Origin of the sequence: Tomitella biformata AHU 1821 (genome assembly GCF_000524475.1) — a bacterium.
Taxonomy (GTDB): domain Bacteria; phylum Actinomycetota; class Actinomycetes; order Mycobacteriales; family Mycobacteriaceae; genus Tomitella; species Tomitella biformata.
Window position 1 is genome coordinate 14074 of sequence record NZ_BAVQ01000090.1, and the last position, 17681, is coordinate 31754.

Genomic DNA, 17681 nt, shown 5'->3' on the forward strand with positions numbered 1-17681 from the left:
ACCCGCCGTGCCGGGCGGACTACTTCCTGCCAGCCGCCCAGCGCAGGCCCCACCCATAGGCGCGGTCGAGGGCGCTCTGGTCGCCATCGATGTACTGGACCTCACGGGTCACGCTCATCCCCGCGCCATCGTTCTGCAGCAACGCGATCGCACAGATCCGCGCATTGCCGCCAGCCGCGTCCAACTTGACCTCAACCTCGGGCCCCGAGGCGGGAAACAGGGTCACGACGCCATCGACGGCGGCCCAGTTCGGTGCGCCGTCGTAGATCATCGCGAAGATGAGAATCCGCTTGAAAACGTCCGGCTTCGACAAGTCGATGTGCATGTTCTCGCCGCCGACGACGGTGCCGGTGCGGTCGTCGCCATCGAGCTGGATGTGCGGTGCGCCGTGCATGGAGCCGAACGCGTGGCCGAGGGCCTGGATGACACCCTTCTCACCGTTGGCGAGTTCGTAGAGGCAGCCGAGGTCGAGGTCCACGCCGCCGGTGCCGACGCCGGCGAGTTTGGCGAAGAACCCCGCCTTCTTCGGCTGTCCCTGCGACCAGTTCAGGTTCACCCGCAGCGGGCCCTGATTCGCACCTGACTTAGTCAGGCTGACTGTCGGCGCGGACTTCGTGAGGCTGACCTTGCTCAGGCTCACTCCGCCCTGCGCCGCAGCTGGGGGTCGGGGACGCCGGGTGTAGTCAATTGCCATGAGAGCTCCTTCTTCGAACCGGCTGGTTAGAGGTTGACGCCGTAGTCGCGGGCGATGCCCGCGAGGCCGGCGTCGTAGCCCTGGCCGATGGCGCGGAACTTCCACTCGGCGCCGTTGCGGTAGAGCTCGCCGAATACCATCGCGGTCTCGGTGGAGGCATCCTCCGACAGGTCGTAGCGGGCCAGCTCGCTGCCGTTGGCGCGGTCGACGATGCGGATGTAGGCGTTGCGGACCTGCCCGAACGACTGCGCGCGGGTCTCTGCGTCGTAGATCGAGACGGGGAACAACACGGTGTGGATGTCGGTGGGCACAGCCGCCAGGTCGACGTTGATCACCTCGTCGTCGCCCTCGCCGGCGCCGGTGGTGTTGTCGCCGAGGTGCTCGATGGAGCCGTCGGGGGACTTGAGGTTGTTGAAGAAGATGAAGTGCTGGTCGGAGATGACCTTCTTGTCGGTGCCCGTGGCGATCGCGCTGGCATCGAGGTCGAACTCTGCGCCGGTGGTGGTGCGCGCGTCCCAGCCGAGGCCGACTGCGACCGCCTTCAGGTTCGGCGCGGCCTTCGTGAGGGAGACGTTTCCGCCCTTGGTCAAGCTGACGCTCATGATGTCCCTTTCAAGTGCCGATGCGGCCACAGCGGATTGCTGAGGTTCGGAGTACAGGTTCACCCTAACTGCACAATTTTCGGGAGGTCGAGACAGCGAAGGAGCGGGGCCCAGACACAGGTTCCTCCACCGCGCCGTCCTGCCGCGTCCGCGCGGGGTCGTACAGGTGGGAGTCGATGCCGCACGGGCTCGCCTGCCCCATCGCCGAGCCCACGAAGATCAGGGCGGCCTGACGGAGGCCGGACGCCTCGACCTGCGTGGAGATGTCGCTGAGCGTCCCCCGCAGCACCAGTTGGTTGGGCCGCGAGGCGTGCGCGACCACCACGACGGGGCAGTCCGCGCCGTACTCGGGCAGCAGGTCCGCCACGAGCGCCGGCACGCGCCGGATCGCAAGGTGTAGAACCATGCTCGCCTTGATCCCGGCAACACGTGCCAGGGACTCCGACGCGGGCATCGCGGTGGACTGCGCCTGGGTGCGGGTGAGCACCACGGTCTGGACCTCGCCCGGCACGGTGAGCTCCTTGCCGAGGATCGCGGCCGCGGCGGCGTAGGCGGGGACCCCGGGCGTCACGTCCCAGGGCACGCCGGCTGCGTCGAGGCGGCGGGTCTGCTCGGTCAGCGCGGAGTAGATGGACGGGTCGCCCGAGCACAGGCGGACGGCATCGAGGCCGCGCCGGTGGGCCTCGACGAGGTGCCCGATGATCTGGTCGAGGTCCAGGTTCTGCGTGTCGACCAGCTCGGTGCCGGAGGCGCAGTGCCCCAACACCTCCGCGTCGAGATAGGTGCCCGCGTAGAGGCAGACGGGGGTCTCGGCGAGCAGGCGGGCGGCGCGCAGCGTCAGCAGGTCCGCCGCGCCGGGGCCGGCGCCGATGAAGTGCACGGTCACAGGAATACCCCATCGTTAGTGAGTTCAGTGTCGGTGAAGGGGATCGTCACGGCCCACTGCGTGACGGGGCGGCGCGGGGTCCAGCCGCTGAGCGAGCCCAAGGGGGCGGCCTGCTCCAGGCTGATACGGCTGAGCTCGCCGCCGCGGCGTTGCCACTGGGAGATGAGCGCCATCTCGCCCTCGAGGGTGACCGCGTGCGCGACGAGCCGCCCGCCGGGCAGCATCGCGTTCCAGCAGGCCGCGAGGTTGCCCTCCTGCGCGACGCCGCCACCGAGGAAGACCGCGTCGGGCAGCGCCAGCTCGTCGAGGGCCGCCGGCGCGGAGCCGGTCACCACCTGCAGGCCGGGGACACCGAGGCGTCGGGCGTTGGCGGTGATGCGCGCGGCGCGGGCGGGGTCGCGCTCGACGGCGATGGCCTGGCAGCGCGGGTCGGTGCGCATCCACTCGATGCCGATGGAGCCGGCCCCGCCGCCGACGTCCCACAGCAGCTGGCCGGGCATCGGCGCGAGGGCGGCGAGCGCGGCGGCGCGGATCAGGTGCTTGGTGAGCTGGCCGTCGTTGGCGTAGGCGTCGTCGGGCAGGCCCGGCGAGGTGGAGTAGCCGGGCCGGGTGGGGGTGTCCGCGCGACAGTCCACGCAGACGATGTTGAGGTTGGGAACGGGGGTGTCGTCCCAGGCCAGCGCGGTGCCCTCGATGCGGGACTCGTCGCCCACGCCTAGGTTCGACAGGACGGTGAGTCGGCTCGCGCCGAAGCCGTCGACGGCCAGCAGCCGGGCCAATTCCGCCGGCGTGGTGCGGTCCGAGGACAGGACGATGAGCCGTCGGCCTGCACCGAAATAGCGGCGCGCGGCGTCGACGTCGCGTCCGACGACGGTGACCACGTCCGTGGACTCGGCGCTCCAGCGCATCCGGGCTCGGGCCAGCGCCACGGAGCTGACGGCGGGCAGCACCTCCACCGCGTCCGGCCCCAACAGCTCGATCAGGGTGGTGCCGATCCCGGAGACCAGCGGGTCCCCGGACGCGAGCACGACCACGCGGCGGTCGAGATGCCGGCCCAGCAACGCGTCGAGGTTTGGCCTGAGGGGGGAGGGCCAGGGTTCGACTACCGCCGCGACCGAGGGCAGCATCGCGAGATGGCGCGCGCCGCCGAGTAGGACCTCGGCGGCCAACACCACGTCGCGGGAGCGCGGCGCGAGCCCCTCCCAGCCGTCGGCGCCGATGCCGACGACGGTGATCACAGGGTTCATGACGCCAAAGACTAGCGGACGTCCCTGCGGGCTACAGTGGGGCGGAAAGCAACAGTCCGAGGTGCCCCTCACAGGGATAATCGGGAAGTCGGTGCGAATCCGACACAGGCCCGCTGCGGTGACCTGGGAGCTTGCCGAACATGCGCGACGCGCAGCCACTGGACTCGATGTCTGGGAAGGCGTTCGGCAGGTGTTGATCAGGAAGTCCGAAGACCGGCCCCGGACTGATGGAAGACAACGATCCCAGCGGGAGCCTGCGGAGAACCTATGCACCTGTACCCATTTAGCGCTGTCGTCGGATCCGACGATATGGCGCTCGCCCTCACCCTGACCACGATCTCGCCCGCCGTCGGCGGCGTGCTGATCCGCGGCGAGAAGGGCACCGCGAAGTCCACAATGGTCCGCGCGCAGGCAGCCCTGCTGCCGCCGGTCACTGTGGTTGACGGCTGCCGCTTCTCCTGCGACCCCGCCGCGCCCGACGCCACCTGCCCCGACGGGCCCCACCAGCCTGATGCGGCCGCACGCGAGCGGCCATCGCGGCTGGTCGAGCTGCCGGTGGGCGCGGGCGACGACCGCGTGACCGGATCGCTGCACCTGGAGAAGGCGCTCACGACGGGCCAGACGCACTTCGAGCCCGGCCTGCTTGCGGAGGCGCATCGCGGCGTCCTCTACGTCGACGAGGTCAACCTGCTGCATGACCACCTGGTGGACCTGCTGCTCGACGCCGCCGCGATGGGCCGTTCGAGCGTGGAGCGCGACGGCGTCTCCGCCGCGCACGCCGCCAAATTCACGCTGGTGGGCACCATGAACCCGGAGGAAGGGGAGCTGCGCCCGCAGTTGCTCGACCGCTTCGGACTCACCGTCGAGGTCGCCGCGCCGCGGGATCCATTGGAGCGGGTGGAGATCATCCGTCGCCGCCTGGACTTCGAGAACGACCCGGCGGCCTTCGCCGCACGCTTCGCCGCGGACGAGCGCGACCTCGCGGCCCGCATCGCGGACGCCCGCGCCCGCCTGCCGTTCGTGGTGCTGGGCGACTACGCGCTGATGAAGATCGCCGAGATCTGCGCGGCCTTCGAAGTCGACGGTATGCGCGCGGACATCGTCACGGCCCGCGCCGCCCTGGCCCACGCCGCCTGGCACGGCCGCGAGCACGTCGCCAAGGCCGATATCCGGGCTGCCGCTCGACTGTCGATCCCGCATCGTCGCCGCCGCAACCCATTCGACGCGCCCGGCATCGACGAGGACCTGCTAGATCAGATTCTCGGCGACGACGAGCCGCCGGAGGGCCCCGAGTCCACTGATCCGGAGCCCACTGATCCGGGGCCGGGAGACGGCGCCGACAGCGCTGAGGAGGCGGAAGCCCCAGGCGCGGCCGACGCCTCAGACTCGCCTGAGCCCTCCAGACCTGAGCACTCCAGGCCTGAGCCCTCCACACCTGAGCCCTCCAGCGACCGGGGCGGACCCGCCCCCACTGGGCAGGTTGCCGCGCCCGACAACCCCTACCGCCCAAGACTGTTCACGGTCTCCGGCACCGGCGTGGGCTCAGCGGGAAAACGCTCGCGGGCGATCACGTCGAGCGGCCGGACCGTCGGAGTGCAGCCGGTGAGCGCCGCCGAGGGCCCGATCCACCTGGTCGCGACGATCCGCGCCGCCGCGCGTGCGGGCCGCCGCTCGGTGGGTCCAGAAGACCTGCGCCGCGCACGCCGCGAGGGCCGCGAGGCGAACCTGATCCTGCTGTGCGTCGACGCGTCGGGCTCGATGGCCGCGCGCAAGCGGATGACCCAGGTCAAGACGGCCGTGATGTCCCTGCTCCTGGACGCGTACCAGCGCCGGGACAAGGTGGGGCTGGTGCTCTTCCGCGGCTCGGAGGCCAACCTGGCGCTGCCACCGACCGGCTCCATCGACATCGCCGCGGCGCGGCTGCGGGAGCTGCCGGCGGGCGGCCGCACCCCCCTCGCCGAGGGGCTGCTCACCGCCGTCGAGACGCTGCGGGTGGAGCGCCTGCGGGACCCCCGCGTCCGGCCGCTGCTCGTCGTCGTCACGGATGGGCGGGCTACGTCGGGGCCCGATGCGATGGCCCGCGCCATGCAGGTCGCCGACCACATTGCTGCCCAAGACATCTCGGCACTGGTCATCGACTCGGAGACCGGCCGGTTCCGTCTAGGTCTGGCCGGGGAGCTCGCCCGCCGGATGCGCGCGAGCCACGTGCCGATCGGCGAGGTCAGCGCGGAGGCCATCACCACGGTGGTCCGCGGCGCAACGACCACCACAAGCAGAGGGAGCGCAGCCTAATGGCGCAGGGAGTACCGGAGAATATCCCCGAGGACGGCCTGACCACTCGGCAGCGCCGCAACCGGCCGCTGACGATGGTCCACACCGGCGATGGCAAGGGGAAGTCCACCGCCGCCTTCGGTTTGACGCTGCGCGGCTGGAACCAGGGCTGGAACATCGGCGTCTTCCAGTTCGTGAAGTCCGCCAAGTGGCGTCTGGGTGAGCAATCGGCCTTCGAGGCTCTCGACGAGCTCGGCGCGCAGAGCCCCAAGGGCGGCCGCGTCGAGTGGCACAAGATGGGTTCGGGCTGGTCCTGGTCCCGCAAGGCCGGCACCGAGGAGGATCACGCCGCCGCCGCGGTCGAGGGCTGGGCGGAGATCAAGCGCCGCATCGCCGCCGAGGAGCATGACCTCTACGTGCTCGACGAGTTCACCTACCCCATCAACTGGGGCTGGATCGACGTCGACGATGTGGTGGCGACGCTGGCCAACCGCCCGGGCCGCCAGCATGTGGTGATGACCGGCCGTCGCGCGGATCCGAAGCTGATCGAGCTCGCTGACCTGGTCACCGAGATGACGAAGGTCAAGCACCCGATGGACGCGGGACAGAAGGGGCAGCGGGGGATCGAGTGGTGAACCGCTCAGCCCTGCCTCGGATTGTGATCGCCGCGCCCGCCTCGGGGCACGGGAAGACCACCATCGCCACGGGTTTGATGGCGGCGCTGCGCTCGGCGGGCCATCGCGTCTCCGGGCACAAGGTGGGGCCGGACTTCATCGACCCCGGCTACCACAGCCTCGCGACCGGGCTGCCCGGCCGCAACCTCGACGCGCACCTCGTCGGCGTCGATAAGCTCGCTCCGCTGCTGCTGCACGGGGCGGCAGACGCCGAGATCGCCGTCATCGAGGGCGTGATGGGGCTGTACGACGGAATGATCGGCGGCAGTGGATTCGCGTCCACCGCGCACGTGGCGAAGGTTCTAGACGCGCCCGTGGTGCTCGTGGTCGACATCTCGCACGCCTCCCGGTCGATCGCCGCCGTGGTCCAGGGCCTGGCCGGCTTCGACACCGCGGTTCGCATCGCGGGCGTGATCTTGAACAAGGCGGGCTCGGAACGGCATGCGGGCGAAGTTATCTCGGCACTTGAGGAGACCGGCATCGAGGTGCTCGGAGTCCTCGGGCGCGATGACGGCATTGTGGCGCCGTCACGGCATCTCGGCCTGGTGCCGGCGGCGGAGCGGCCCGAGGCGCAGGCGGCGCTCGCCACGCTCGCCGACAAAATCGCCGAGCGCATCGACCTGGACAAAATCTTGGAGATCGCCAGGAGCGCACCGGGATTGGCCGCTGAATCCTGGGATCCAGCCGTCGCGATGGCGGCGGACGCCCGGCCGCTGGGTGAGGACAGCCCCGTCGTGGCGATCGCCGGCGGGCGCTCGTTCACGTTCCGCTACGCCGAGACCGAGGAGCTGTTGCGCGCCGCCGGCTGCCGCACGGTGATCTTCGATCCCATGCGGGATGACGCGCTCCCGAAGGGCACCGCCGGGATCTACCTGGGTGGGGGATTCCCTGAGGTGCACGCATCGGCGCTGTCCGGGAATGAGCTGCTGCGCAGGCAGATTCGGGACGCCATCGCGTCGGGTGTCCCCACCGTCGCGGAATGCGCGGGGCTGTTGTACCTGTGCCAGGACGTAGACGGCGCACCCATGGTGGGCGCGCTCGACGCGTCCGGGGCAATGTCCCCGCGGCTGACGCTGTCGTATCGCACCGCCATCGCGGCGGCGGATTCCCTGCTCGCAGTCGCCGGCACCCGCGTGACTGGGCATGAGTTCCACCGCACGGTAGTCTCCACCACCGGAACAGCCCCGGCCTGGCTGCTCGACGGGCGGCCCGACGGTTTCAGCGCTGACCCCGCGGGGCTCGGCAGACCGACTCTGCATGCGTCCTACCTGCACACGCACTGGGCCGGCTGGCCAGAGCTCGCGGCGCGGTTTGTGGCCGCTGTGCGAGAGGCGACGCCCATCGCACCGGCCGCCGCGCGCCCCGCCGTCAACGCCCCCGTTTCCCGTGAAACTACCGTTGCCCCCATCGATTTGGGTCACCACGGCGATCGAGAGGTGGGCAACGGGCTGGTGGACTTCGCCGTTAATGTCCGCCGCGGCGGGCGGCCCGAGTGGCTAGAACGGGCACTTGCCGAGTCGATGGCCGGGCTGGCCGCCTATCCGAACGACGCTGCCGCGCGCGAGGCCATCGCCGCCCGGCATGTGCGCAGGCCGGCCGAGGTGCTGCCGACCTCCGGCGGGGCCGAGGCTTTCACGCTGATCGCCCGGGCGCGGGCCTGGCGGCGACCGGTGGTGGTGCATCCACAGTTCACGGAGCCCGAGGCTGCCCTGCTGGCAGCCGGCCATCGCGTGGAGCGGGTGCTGCTGCGGCCGGAGGATCGCTTCGGGCTGGCGGGCGTGGAGATTCCGGCGGATGCCGACCTGCTGATGCTGGGCAATCCGACGAACCCCACCGGGGTGCTGCACGCTGCGGCGGATCTCCTGGGACTGCTGCGGCCGGGGCGGGTTGTGGTGGTCGACGAGGCGTTCATGGACGTGGTGCCAGGCGAGACGCAGTCCCTCATCAGCCGCCGTTTGCCCGGGCTGATCGTCGTGCGCAGCCTGACGAAAACCTGGTCCCTCGCGGGACTGCGGGCCGGGTACGTCGTGGCGGAGCCCGAGCTGATCAGCGAGCTGGCAGCGCAGCAGCCGCCGTGGTCGGTGTCCGGTCCGGCCGCCGCAGCGATGATCGCGTGCATGTCGCCGGACGCATCCGCAGAGGCGGCCCGGATCGCGAGGTCGATCATCGCCGAACGCGCGGTGCTGGCGGACGGGCTCGCCGAGTTGGGGCTGCCGGTCGCGGGCGGACTCGCAGCACCGTTCGTCTTGGTCCAGGTCCCGACCGGACTGCGGGAGGCCCTGCGCGAAATCGGTTTCGCGGTGCGTCGCGGGGATACCTTTCCCGGGTTGGGGCCCGAATGGATCCGTATTGCGGTGCGGGACGCCGCGAGTAGCCGGGGATTGTGTGCCGCGATAAGTTCAGTGCTCGGGTCTCGCTGAATCACGACTGCGAATTGTTGTCGGCGCCATTGGCTATGCTTTTGCGAATTAGCCAGACGGGATACCTGGCATAAGCATTCTTACTGAGGACGGGCCCTATGAGCACACCGCAGCCGCCAGAGCAGGGGGGACAGGCCTGGTCTGAGAGCTCGCCGCCTGAACACCGGCCCATCGGGTATCCGCCGACCCAGCAATTCGTTCCCAATGAGCAATATGGGAACCCCCAGTTTCCGGGCCAGCCCTATTCCGACCCGGGCTACTCGAATCAGCAATACCCTGGACAGGCCTATCCGCCGAGCGCAGAAAGCGCGCAGTATTACGCGCCGCCGCCGCCCCCGCCGAGCAAGACCCCGGCCTGGGCGTGGGTGCTGTTGGTGGTGGTCGTCGTCGCACTGCTTGGTGGTGGTGGCTATCTGGGCGTCTCGCAGTTGGTCGGCTCGAACAACTCGCCCGTCGCCACGCGGGCCGATGGCGCGAACTCGACCGTGCCACGGGCAGTGACGCCCTCCGCTCGGCCGTCGACGTCGGCTCCCACGACCTCCCGCACCCCACAGGTGAGCCTGCCGGCGAACGCGACCCCGTGCAGCACAACCCAGAGGACCGCGGAGTTCAGCTCCTCAGCGGTTGCGGGCAACACGTCCTGCCCGTTCGCGGAGGAGGTGCGGATGGCATATCTGCAGCAGCAGCAACGGGGCGTGCCGGTGGTGGTGGAGGCGTGGAGCCCCACTACCAAGGAGATGTACACGATGGCGTGCTCGGGCGTCGACATCGTGCGGTGCGCCGGCGGCAATGGCGCGGTCGTCTATGTCTACTGAGGTGCGGCCCGCGGGGCGATGGCCAGGGGGCCGGTTCAGGCGAGTGCTGCTCACTGGCGTCGCGGTCACGGCGGTGACGCTGCTATCCGGGTGCACCATCCCGACGGCGGAGACGGACGCGGTGCAGGCGACCCTCGAGGTCGGCGTGCCGCCCGTGGTCGAGACCACCACGGCCCCGGAGCCGCCGACCCACGAGCGGTTCGCCGCGGCCTTTGACGAACTCAGCGCGACGCTGGCCGGCACGGTGGGCATCGCGATCGGCCCGGTCGGCGCCGACGGCTCCGTGGAAGTGGCCGGGGAGTGGGCCAGCGGCCCCGCGTGGTCCACTATCAAAGTGCCGCTGGCGATCGCGGCTTTGAATTCTTCGGGCGGCGCGGAACAAGCGGACGCGGTGCAGAGCGCGATCACGATCTCCGACAACGCCGCCGCGGAGCAACTGTGGTCCGCGCTGGGCTCGCCCGAGGACGCGGCGCTCGCGGTCGAGGGCGTGTTGCAAGAGTTTGGCGACCGCACCACCACCGTGCCGTCCACGCGGGCCCGTCCGGAGTACTCGATCTTCGGGCAGACAGACTGGTCGCTCTCGGAGCAGGCCCGCTTCGGCTCCGCACTGGCGTGCAAGCCGGAGGCCGAGCCCGTCTATTCGCTGATGGGGCAGATCTCCGGGGACCAGAGCTGGGGCCTGGGGGCACTTGCGGACGCCCACTTCAAAGGCGGTTGGGGGCCAGGCCCGACCGGCGGCTATCTCGTGCGCCAACTTGGCGTGATCGACACGCCCACAGGACAATTGACGGTGGCAATCGCCGCCGAGACCGCCGGGTCCTTCACCGACGGGACGGCGCTGTTGAGCCAGGTGGCCGGCTGGATCTCCGCCAACCCGGCGCTGCTGCCGATCGGCGGCAGCTGCTGAGCGGCTAGCGCGCAGCCCACGCGATGGCGTGCGCCAGCGTGTCCACCGTCGTGGTGGTCGGGCCTGCGGGCTCGGGCCTGCGCACGATGACCACGCGCACCCCGAGCTCGGCGGCGGCGTCGAGCTTGGCGCGGGTGTAGTCGCCGCCGGAGTCCTTCGTCACCAAGGTGGTGACGCGGAAGCTGCGGAGCAGCTCCCGCTCGTCTGCCAGCAGATATGGACCCCGCCGCTCGAGCACCTGCCAGCCCCGCGGGAGGGGCTCCGCAATCGGGTCGACCACCCGCACCAGCACGGCATTCGTCGCCAGTGGCCCGGTGAAATGGGCCAGGGTCTGGCGGCCGGTGCTGAGGAACACCCGCTCGCCGGGCGCGGCGGCGGCGCGGGCGGCCTCGTGATGGTCGTCCACCCACGTCCACTTCTCAGACCCGGGCAGGCCGGACCAGCCAGGCCGGGCGAAGCGCAGCAGCGGCACCCCGGCATGCGCGCAGGCCGCGACGGCATTGGCGCTGATGGTCGCCGCGAACGGATGGGTGGCGTCCACGACGGCATCGACGCCGTGCTCCGCGAGGTAGGTGGCGAGCCCGGCGATGCCGCCGAAGCCACCCTGGCGTACCTCGCCGACGGGCATCCGCGGCCGGCTGACCCGGCCAGCTAGCGAGGACGTCGCGGTGATCCGGCGCGTGTGCAACTCGGTGGCCAGAGCCCGGGCCTCGCCGGTCCCGCCCAGGATCAGGATGCTCATGCCAGGCCGCCCGTCACGGTGCGCATTCCGGAAGGTGCTCCACCGGAGGCAATCTCGAGGATGTGGTCGATGTCCAGGTGCTCCTCAGCGAGGTCGGCGAGGGTCTCCAGGCGGGCCTCGCGGGCGGCGGGGAAGCTCACCGTGGAGGACGCGTCCGGGAGCCCCAGCAGCGCCGACGCCTCGCGAAGCCAGCCGGATCGGGTGTCGTCGTTCTCCAGGCTGCCATGCCACATAGTGCCGAAGACCGCGCCGGAGCGGGCACCGCCAAGGAACTCGTCGCCCCCGTGCCGCTCGATGGCGCCGTGGTGGATCTCGTAGCCGCTCGCGTGGGCCCCGTACGCGCGGCCCGCCGCGAGGCGCAGCGTCTTGTCGGCGCCGAAGGTGGTGCGGATGTCCAGGAGGCCCAAGCCCTCGGCTGTCGCGGGCTCGCCCTCAATGCCGTGCGGGTCCTCGATCATGGCGCCGAGCATCTGGAAGCCGCCGCAGATGCCGAGCACGACGCCGCCGCGCCGGGCATGTCCGGCGATGGCCTCGGCCAGCCCGCGCTCGCGGAGCCACGCCAGATCGCCGAGCGTGGCACGGGTGCCGGGCAGCACGACGATGTCGGCCTGCGCGAGCTGGCGCGGGTGGTCCACGAACGAGACCTGCAGCCCGGGCTCCAGGCACAGCGCGTCGATGTCGGTGAAGTTGCTGATCCGCGGGAACCGGACGACGGCCACCGACAGCGGGGTCGCGTCGACTGGCAGGGTGTGGGTTCCCCTGTCCGACAAGGCAAGCGAGTCCTCGGAGTCGAGCCACAGTCCGGGCTGCCACGGCAGCACGCCGAGCATCGGGCGGTCGGTGAGCTCGCGCAGAGTGTCGAGGCCCGGCGCCAGGAGGCTGACGTCGCCGCGGAACTTGTTGATGATGAAGCCGCTGACGAGGGCCTGGTCCGCGGCGTCGAGCAGGGCGAGGCTGCCGAACATCGCCGCGAACACGCCGCCGCGGTCGATGTCGCCGACGATCAGGGTGGGGATCTGCCCGTGCTGAGCCAGGCCCATGTTGACGTAGTCGTTGGCGCGGAGGTTGATCTCCGCGGGGCTGCCGGCGCCCTCGCACACCACCACGTCGTACCGGGAGGATAGGTCATCGAAGGCTTCAAAAGCCGCCCGCGCGAGGGCTTTACGACCGCTCGCGAACTCGCCCGCGTCCAGGGTCCCGGCGGGCTGGCCCATGACGATCACGTGGCTGCGGCGGTCGCTGCCCGGCTTGAGCAGCACCGGGTTCATCGCCGTCTCGGGCTCGGCCTGCGCGGCCACCGATTGGATCCACTGGGCGCGGCCGATCTCAGTTCCGGCGGTCGTGACCATCGAGTTGTTCGACATGTTCTGGGCCTTGAACGGGGCCACCGAGACGCCCCGCCGCGCGAGTGCCCGGCACAGCGCGGTGGTGACGACGCTCTTGCCCGCGTCGGAGGTGGTTCCGGCGATGAGCAGGCTGCGACGCATGACTGGTGATGTTACCGCGCGCGGCGCGGGTGGTTTTCAGAGCCGTAGCGAGAGGAGCGCGGGTTCGAGCAGGCTGCCGAGGTAGAGGCGGCCATCGTGCTCGGCCACCCCGGTGACGTCGTGGTAGCCGGCGCTCTTCGACTGCAGGTCCCGCAGCACGTTCCCGGACTCGTCGACGCACATCGCCCAGGTGGTTCGCTCGCGGAGGAGGTCGATGAGCTGCTCCGGCACCCGCCACAGCACCTGGCGGATCCATCCCGGGAGTGCGCCGAGCCGGTCGACGAGGGCATTGCGGGGGTAGATGAACGCGATCCACAGCCGGCCGTCCGCGGCGCGCGAGATGTTGTCCGGCATCCCCGGCAGGTTTGCCATCACGGTCTCGGGTTCGCCGCCATCGACGGCCAGCCGCTTGAGGGTGTACCCGTCGGTCTCGACCCACAGCACCGACTTGCCATCGGTGCTCATGGTGACGCCGTTCGCGAAGTGCAGGCCGTCGAGCACGACGGTGACCGTGCCGTCCGGATCGCGGCGAAGCAGCCGGCCGGAGCCGCGATGCTCGAAGATGGCGCCGATATGGTGCTCGAGCCCAAACCTGGTGCTGGACTGGGTGAACCACAGCGTGCCGTCCGAAGCTGCGGTGACATTCGAGCAAAACCTCAGCGGGCTGCCCGCAACCTCGCCGACCAGTGTCTCCAGCGTGCCGGTGTCGGGGTCCAGGCGCAGCAGTCCATGCTCGGAATCGCACACCAGCACGGAGCCGTCGGGCATGGCCTCCAAGCCCAGGGGCCGGCCCGCGACGCGACCGATCAGCTCGACACCGCCGGTAGCGGGATCGACCCGCAGGATCCGGCCGTCCACGACACCGCAGACGACGAGGCCTTGGGCGTCGATCACGACGTCCTCGGGGGCCTCGCCAGGCAGCGGGATCAGCGTCGCGGACGGGAACTGGTCGGGACCGTGGGGCTCCCTCGACCGGGCGGGCGCTGGCGGCAGCTTGCGGATCACCGGGGCGATGGGGGGCTTGCGGAGGGCCATTCCCTCATCATGGCCGCTGCGGACGGCGCGGGTGGCCGGTTTGGCCGCATGACCGCAATCCAGCGACGATTCACCGTACGATCACGGCATGAGTATTGATCCGCGTGCCGACAGTGTTGATGGGGTTGTGCGCAGGTCAGCAGCCAGAAGTCCCGATCGGGTGGCGCTGCGCTTCGAGGACCGGATCTGGACCTACCGGGAGTTTGACGATGCGGTCAGCCGTGGTGCCCGCTGGCTTCAGGCCAAGGGCCTGCGGACGGGGGACCGCGTCGCGGCCTTCGGCGTGAACTCCGACGCGTATGTGCTGGCCTTCCTCGCCTGCTCGCGCGCTGGTCTGGTCCACGTGCCGATCAACTACGCGCTCAAGGGCGATGAGCTTGCCTACCTTGTCGGCAACGCACAGGCACGGGCGGTGCTGGTGGATCCGGCGCTCGCGGGCGTCCTGGACGGGGCCGACACCCCGGCGCTGGAACAGACCCTCCCGCTACGAGACGGGGCCGGCTCCTTTTTGGAGGCCTGCCGGGCCGACAACGACGCGCAGTCAGGCGACCAAGTCGAATACGCCGAGCTCGCGCAGCTGCTTTACACCTCGGGCACCACCTCTAAGCCCAAGGGCGCGATGATGTCCCACTCCGGCCTTGTGGCCGAGTACGTCTCGAGCCTGCTGGCCCTGGATCTCACGCCGCAGGACAACCCGCTGATCTGCATGCCGCTTTACCACTCGGCGGGCATGCACGTGTTCATGCTGCCGTACCTGTCCATCGGCGCGACTATCCACCTGATGGCCGCGCCGGACATCCCGGAGATCCTGCGGCGGGTCGAGGAGGACCGCATCGGCTCGCTGTTCCTCGCGCCGACGGTGTGGGTGCCGCTGGCCAACCACCCCGACCTCGAGACGCGGGACCTGTCCTCGCTGACGAAGGCGCAGTACGGCGCGTCGATTATGCCGGTGACCGTGCTCAACCGCCTGCGGGCGAAGTACCCGGAACTGGCGTTCTACAACTGCTTCGGCCAGTCGGAGATCGGGCCGCTGGCGACCGTGCTGCGGCCGGAGGACCACGAGGCGCGCCCGTCGTCGTGTGGCAAGGCCGTGTTCTTCGTCGAGACCCGGGTGGTGGACGCCGCAGGCAACGACGTGCCCGACGGCACCGCCGGCGAGGTGCTCTACCGCTCGCCGCAACTGTGCCGGGGCTACTGGGAGGACGAGGAGGCGTCGGCCGAGGCGTTCCGGGATGGCTGGTTCCACTCGGGGGACCTCGTCACCCGGGACGCGCAGGGCTACATCACCGTGGTCGACCGCATCAAGGATGTCATCAACACGGGCGGCGTGCTGGTGGCCTCCCGAGAGGTGGAGGACGTGATCTACCTGCACCCGGCCGTCGCGGAGGTCGCCGTGATCGGCACGCCCGACGACCGCTGGATCGAGGCGGTGACGGCGGTGGTGGTGCTCAAGGCGAACGCGGCCGGACCCACCGAGCAGGAGTTGATCGCCTTCGTCAAAGAGAAGATCGCCCCGTTCAAGGTGCCGAAATCCGTGGTGTTCGTTGACGAGCTGCCGCGCAACCAGAGTGGAAAGCTGCTCAAGCGGGAGCTGCGCGCGCGGGCCTAGGTATAGCTCCTACGGCCGGCAGATGCGGGAGACTGCCTCGCGCACGAGCTCTCGCCGACGCGCCAGCGTATCGTCGTCGATCCCCACGTGGCCGTCGCTGCCCGGCGAGACAGACCAGCCGAAGATGAGCCCGAAGATCATCGCGAACAGCTCGCGGGGCTCCCAGTGCGCATTGAGGACGCCGTCGGCCTGGGCCTGGCGGATCGACGCGAGCCGCGGCTCCCAGACCGGGTGCCCCTCGGCCATCGCGAGCATGCGGTCGGACTCGCCCTGCAGCTGGCCCCAGATCATCATCCGCTGGATGTCCGGCTTGTCGTGCATCTCGTCGAAGAGTGCGACGGCGTGGCCGGGCAGGTCCGCGCCGTTGAGGGGCACGCTGACCATCGCCTCCTGGAAGTTCGCGTCGAGCACGGCGTGGAACAGCGCGACCTTGTCGCCGAAGTAGGCGTACAGCCGCTCTTTGCTGGCCCGACCGTTCGTGGCGATGCGGTCGATGCGGGCGCCGGCCAGCCCGTGGGCGCCGAACTCGGCCCGAGCCGAGTCGAGGATCCGCTGCTTGGTCGCGCTGATATCCGGGGAGGCCACAGTGGCGATCATAACAAAACGAACTAGTTCGTTTGACTCTGTGTGGTCGGCTGCGTAGTTTTTTCCCTCATGACCACCGCACCCGCAGTCGCCGGCAAGGCTTCGCCGCCCGACATATCCGAGAACCCGAACCACCAACGCCGCTGGCTGGTGCTGTGCATTGTCGCGTTCGCGCAGCTGATGGTCGTGCTCGATGGCACCATCGTCTCGATCGCGCTGCCTGCTGCCCAGGCGGAGCTGGGCATCAGCGACCTCGATCGGGCCTGGGTGGTCACCTCCTACGCGCTCGCGTTCGGCGCGCTGCTGCTCCTGGGCGGCCGCATCGCCGACTACTGGGGACGCAAGCGCTCCTTCATCGTCGGCATGGCGGGCTTCGCCGTCGCCTCGGCGATCGGCGGGTTCGCGCAGACCGGTATCGAGCTGTTTATCGCCCGCGCCGGCCAGGGCGTGTTCGCCGCCCTGCTCGCGCCCGCCGCGCTGTCGATCCTGACCACCACGTTCGTCGGGGAGAAGGAGCGGGCCAAGGCCTTCGCCGTCTACGGCGCGATCTCCGGCGGCGGCGCCGCCATCGGCCTGCTGCTCGGCGGCGTGCTCACCCAGTACGTCGACTGGCGCTGGTGCCTGCTGGTGAACATCCCGATCGCGCTGTTCGCGATCGCCGTCACGCTCCCCATCGTCAAGGAGACCAAGGCGTCCGGCGACACTAGCTACGACCTGCCCGGGGCACTTCTCATCGCCCTCGGCCTGGGCTCGCTGGTCTACGGCTTTACCCGCGCAGAGCACGGCTGGGGCGAGGCCGACACGATCGGGTTCATCGCCGCGGGTATCGCGCTGCTGGTGATCTTCGTCCTGTTCGAGCGTCGCACGGCGAATCCCCTGCTGCCGCTCTCGATCCCGTGGCACCGCGACCGGGGCGCGGCGCTGATCGGCTCGGTGTTCGTCGGCGCGGCCCTGCTCGGCGGCACGCTCTACCTCACCTTCTACCTGCAGATCGTGCTCGGCTTCAGCCCCGTGATGGCGGGCGTCGGCTCGCTGCCGATGGCCTTCTTCATCGTCATCGCGTCGACCGTCGCGGCGAAGCTGTCCACCACCATCGGGCCGAAGCCGCTGATGGTCGTCGGCCCCCTGTTGGCGGCCGGCGGGCTGCTGCTCCTCACCCAGATCGGGGTCGACACCTCGTACTGGAGCCACGTCCTCCCAGGGCTGGCGATCTTCGGCCTGGGTCTGGGCCTGCTGATGGTGCCCATGCAGAACCTCGCCCTGATCGGCGTGCCCAACCACGACGCGGGCGCGGCGAGCGCACTTGTCAACGCGACGCTGCAGGTCGGCGGCGCTCTCGGCACGGCGCTGTTCACCACGATCTATGCCTCGGCCCGCTCGGCCTTCGCCGTGGACAACCCGATGCCGACCCCGCCCGCAGGGTTGCCTGCGGAGCTCATCCCCGCAGACCTGTCCACGGTGACCGCCGAGCAGTTGGCGCAGGCGCCTCAACCGGTGCAGGACTTCGCGGCCTCGCTCACCGAGTTCTTCTTCGGTGCGGAGGTGGCCGGCTACGCCGCGGCGTTCGGCTGGGCGGCGATCCTCCTCGCGGTGATCTCGCCGGTGGTCTTCGTGCTGGTGCGGGCCAAGAAGGGTGATCTGTCGGCCGAGAACGCGGTGCACATCGGCTAGGGGTCTGGGGTTGGCGGGCTAGTGTGGGCTGACCAA

15 protein-coding genes and 1 riboswitch are annotated in these 17681 nt (G+C 70.2%); of the genes, 7 read left to right on the top strand and 8 right to left on the bottom strand.

All coding sequences use genetic code 11. The features are described from left to right. Positions 1–19: 19 nt before the first annotated feature. From TBIF_RS22160 to cbiE, 4 genes are all read right to left on the bottom strand, one after another. Positions 20–694, bottom strand: a complete 675-nt coding sequence (locus TBIF_RS22160) for a TerD family protein (RefSeq protein WP_024796931.1) — start codon at positions 692–694, stop codon at positions 20–22. A gap of 26 nt (positions 695–720) precedes the next feature. Beyond that, the gene (locus TBIF_RS22165; RefSeq protein ID WP_024796932.1) at positions 721–1296 is read right to left on the bottom strand and encodes a TerD family protein; all 576 of its coding nucleotides are present in this window, start codon (positions 1294–1296) and stop codon (positions 721–723) included. A gap of 64 nt (positions 1297–1360) precedes the next feature. Beyond that, complete coding sequence (locus TBIF_RS22170) at positions 1361–2182, bottom strand: cobalt-precorrin-4/precorrin-4 C(11)-methyltransferase (protein WP_024796933.1); 822 nt, start codon at positions 2180–2182, stop codon at positions 1361–1363. Next, entirely contained in the window at positions 2179–3429 is a 1251-nt protein-coding gene (gene cbiE, locus TBIF_RS22175) for a precorrin-6y C5,15-methyltransferase (decarboxylating) subunit CbiE (protein ID WP_024796934.1), read from the bottom strand. Before cbiE ends, TBIF_RS22170 begins: the two co-directional genes overlap by 4 nt. A 42-nt stretch (positions 3430–3471) precedes the next feature. Then, positions 3472–3665, top strand: a riboswitch (cobalamin riboswitch). A 31-nt stretch (positions 3666–3696) separates the two neighbouring features. Between cbiE and TBIF_RS22180 the strand changes: the two genes are divergently transcribed. From TBIF_RS22180 to TBIF_RS22205, 5 genes are all read left to right on the top strand, one after another. After that, complete coding sequence (locus TBIF_RS22180) at positions 3697–5721, top strand: VWA domain-containing protein (protein WP_024796935.1); 2025 nt, start codon at positions 3697–3699, stop codon at positions 5719–5721. Then, the gene (gene cobO / locus TBIF_RS22185; RefSeq protein ID WP_024796936.1) at positions 5721–6335 is read left to right on the top strand and encodes a cob(I)yrinic acid a,c-diamide adenosyltransferase; all 615 of its coding nucleotides are present in this window, start codon (positions 5721–5723) and stop codon (positions 6333–6335) included. Before TBIF_RS22180 ends, cobO begins: the two co-directional genes overlap by 1 nt. Beyond that, positions 6332–8794 (top strand): bifunctional hydrogenobyrinic acid a,c-diamide synthase/histidinol phosphate aminotransferase CobBC, encoded by a 2463-nt coding sequence (gene cobBC / locus TBIF_RS22190; protein WP_235174950.1) that lies wholly within the window; start codon positions 6332–6334, stop codon positions 8792–8794. Before cobO ends, cobBC begins: the two co-directional genes overlap by 4 nt. A 98-nt stretch (positions 8795–8892) precedes the next feature. Next, positions 8893–9609, top strand: a complete 717-nt coding sequence (locus TBIF_RS25545; RefSeq protein WP_148302366.1) for a hypothetical protein — start codon at positions 8893–8895, stop codon at positions 9607–9609. Between the two features lie 43 nt (positions 9610–9652). Continuing rightward, positions 9653–10516 carry a serine hydrolase gene (locus TBIF_RS22205; RefSeq protein WP_024796939.1) on the top strand — a complete coding sequence of 288 codons (864 nt, stop codon included), beginning with the start codon at positions 9653–9655 and terminating at the stop codon, positions 10514–10516. 4 nt (positions 10517–10520) lie between these two features. On the opposite strand, the gene TBIF_RS24205 is transcribed toward TBIF_RS22205, so the two are convergent. From TBIF_RS24205 to TBIF_RS22220, 3 genes are read right to left on the bottom strand one after another with little or no spacing between them, the layout of a single operon-like run. Then, positions 10521–11258: a cobalt-precorrin-6A reductase gene (locus tag TBIF_RS24205; protein WP_038172403.1), complete on the bottom strand. Its 738-nt coding sequence runs from the start codon at positions 11256–11258 to the stop codon at positions 10521–10523. Next, a complete protein-coding gene (locus TBIF_RS22215) occupies positions 11255–12745 on the bottom strand; it encodes a cobyric acid synthase (RefSeq protein WP_024796940.1) in 1491 nt (496 codons plus the stop codon). The genes TBIF_RS24205 and TBIF_RS22215 overlap by 4 nt, the downstream gene beginning before the upstream one ends. A 36-nt stretch (positions 12746–12781) precedes the next feature. Further along, complete coding sequence (locus tag TBIF_RS22220) at positions 12782–13780, bottom strand: SMP-30/gluconolactonase/LRE family protein (RefSeq protein ID WP_024796941.1); 999 nt, start codon at positions 13778–13780, stop codon at positions 12782–12784. Between the two features lie 88 nt (positions 13781–13868). On the opposite strand from TBIF_RS22220, the gene TBIF_RS22225 reads away from it, so the two are divergent. After that, positions 13869–15389: a fatty acyl-CoA synthetase gene (locus tag TBIF_RS22225; protein WP_024796942.1), complete on the top strand. Its 1521-nt coding sequence runs from the start codon at positions 13869–13871 to the stop codon at positions 15387–15389. Between the two features lie 9 nt (positions 15390–15398). On the opposite strand, the gene TBIF_RS22230 is transcribed toward TBIF_RS22225, so the two are convergent. Beyond that, complete coding sequence (locus TBIF_RS22230; protein WP_024796943.1) at positions 15399–15974, bottom strand: TetR family transcriptional regulator; 576 nt, start codon at positions 15972–15974, stop codon at positions 15399–15401. Between the two features lie 69 nt (positions 15975–16043). On the opposite strand from TBIF_RS22230, the gene TBIF_RS22235 reads away from it, so the two are divergent. After that, entirely contained in the window at positions 16044–17645 is a 1602-nt protein-coding gene (locus TBIF_RS22235; RefSeq protein ID WP_024796944.1) for an MFS transporter, read from the top strand. Positions 17646–17681 lie beyond the last annotated feature (36 nt).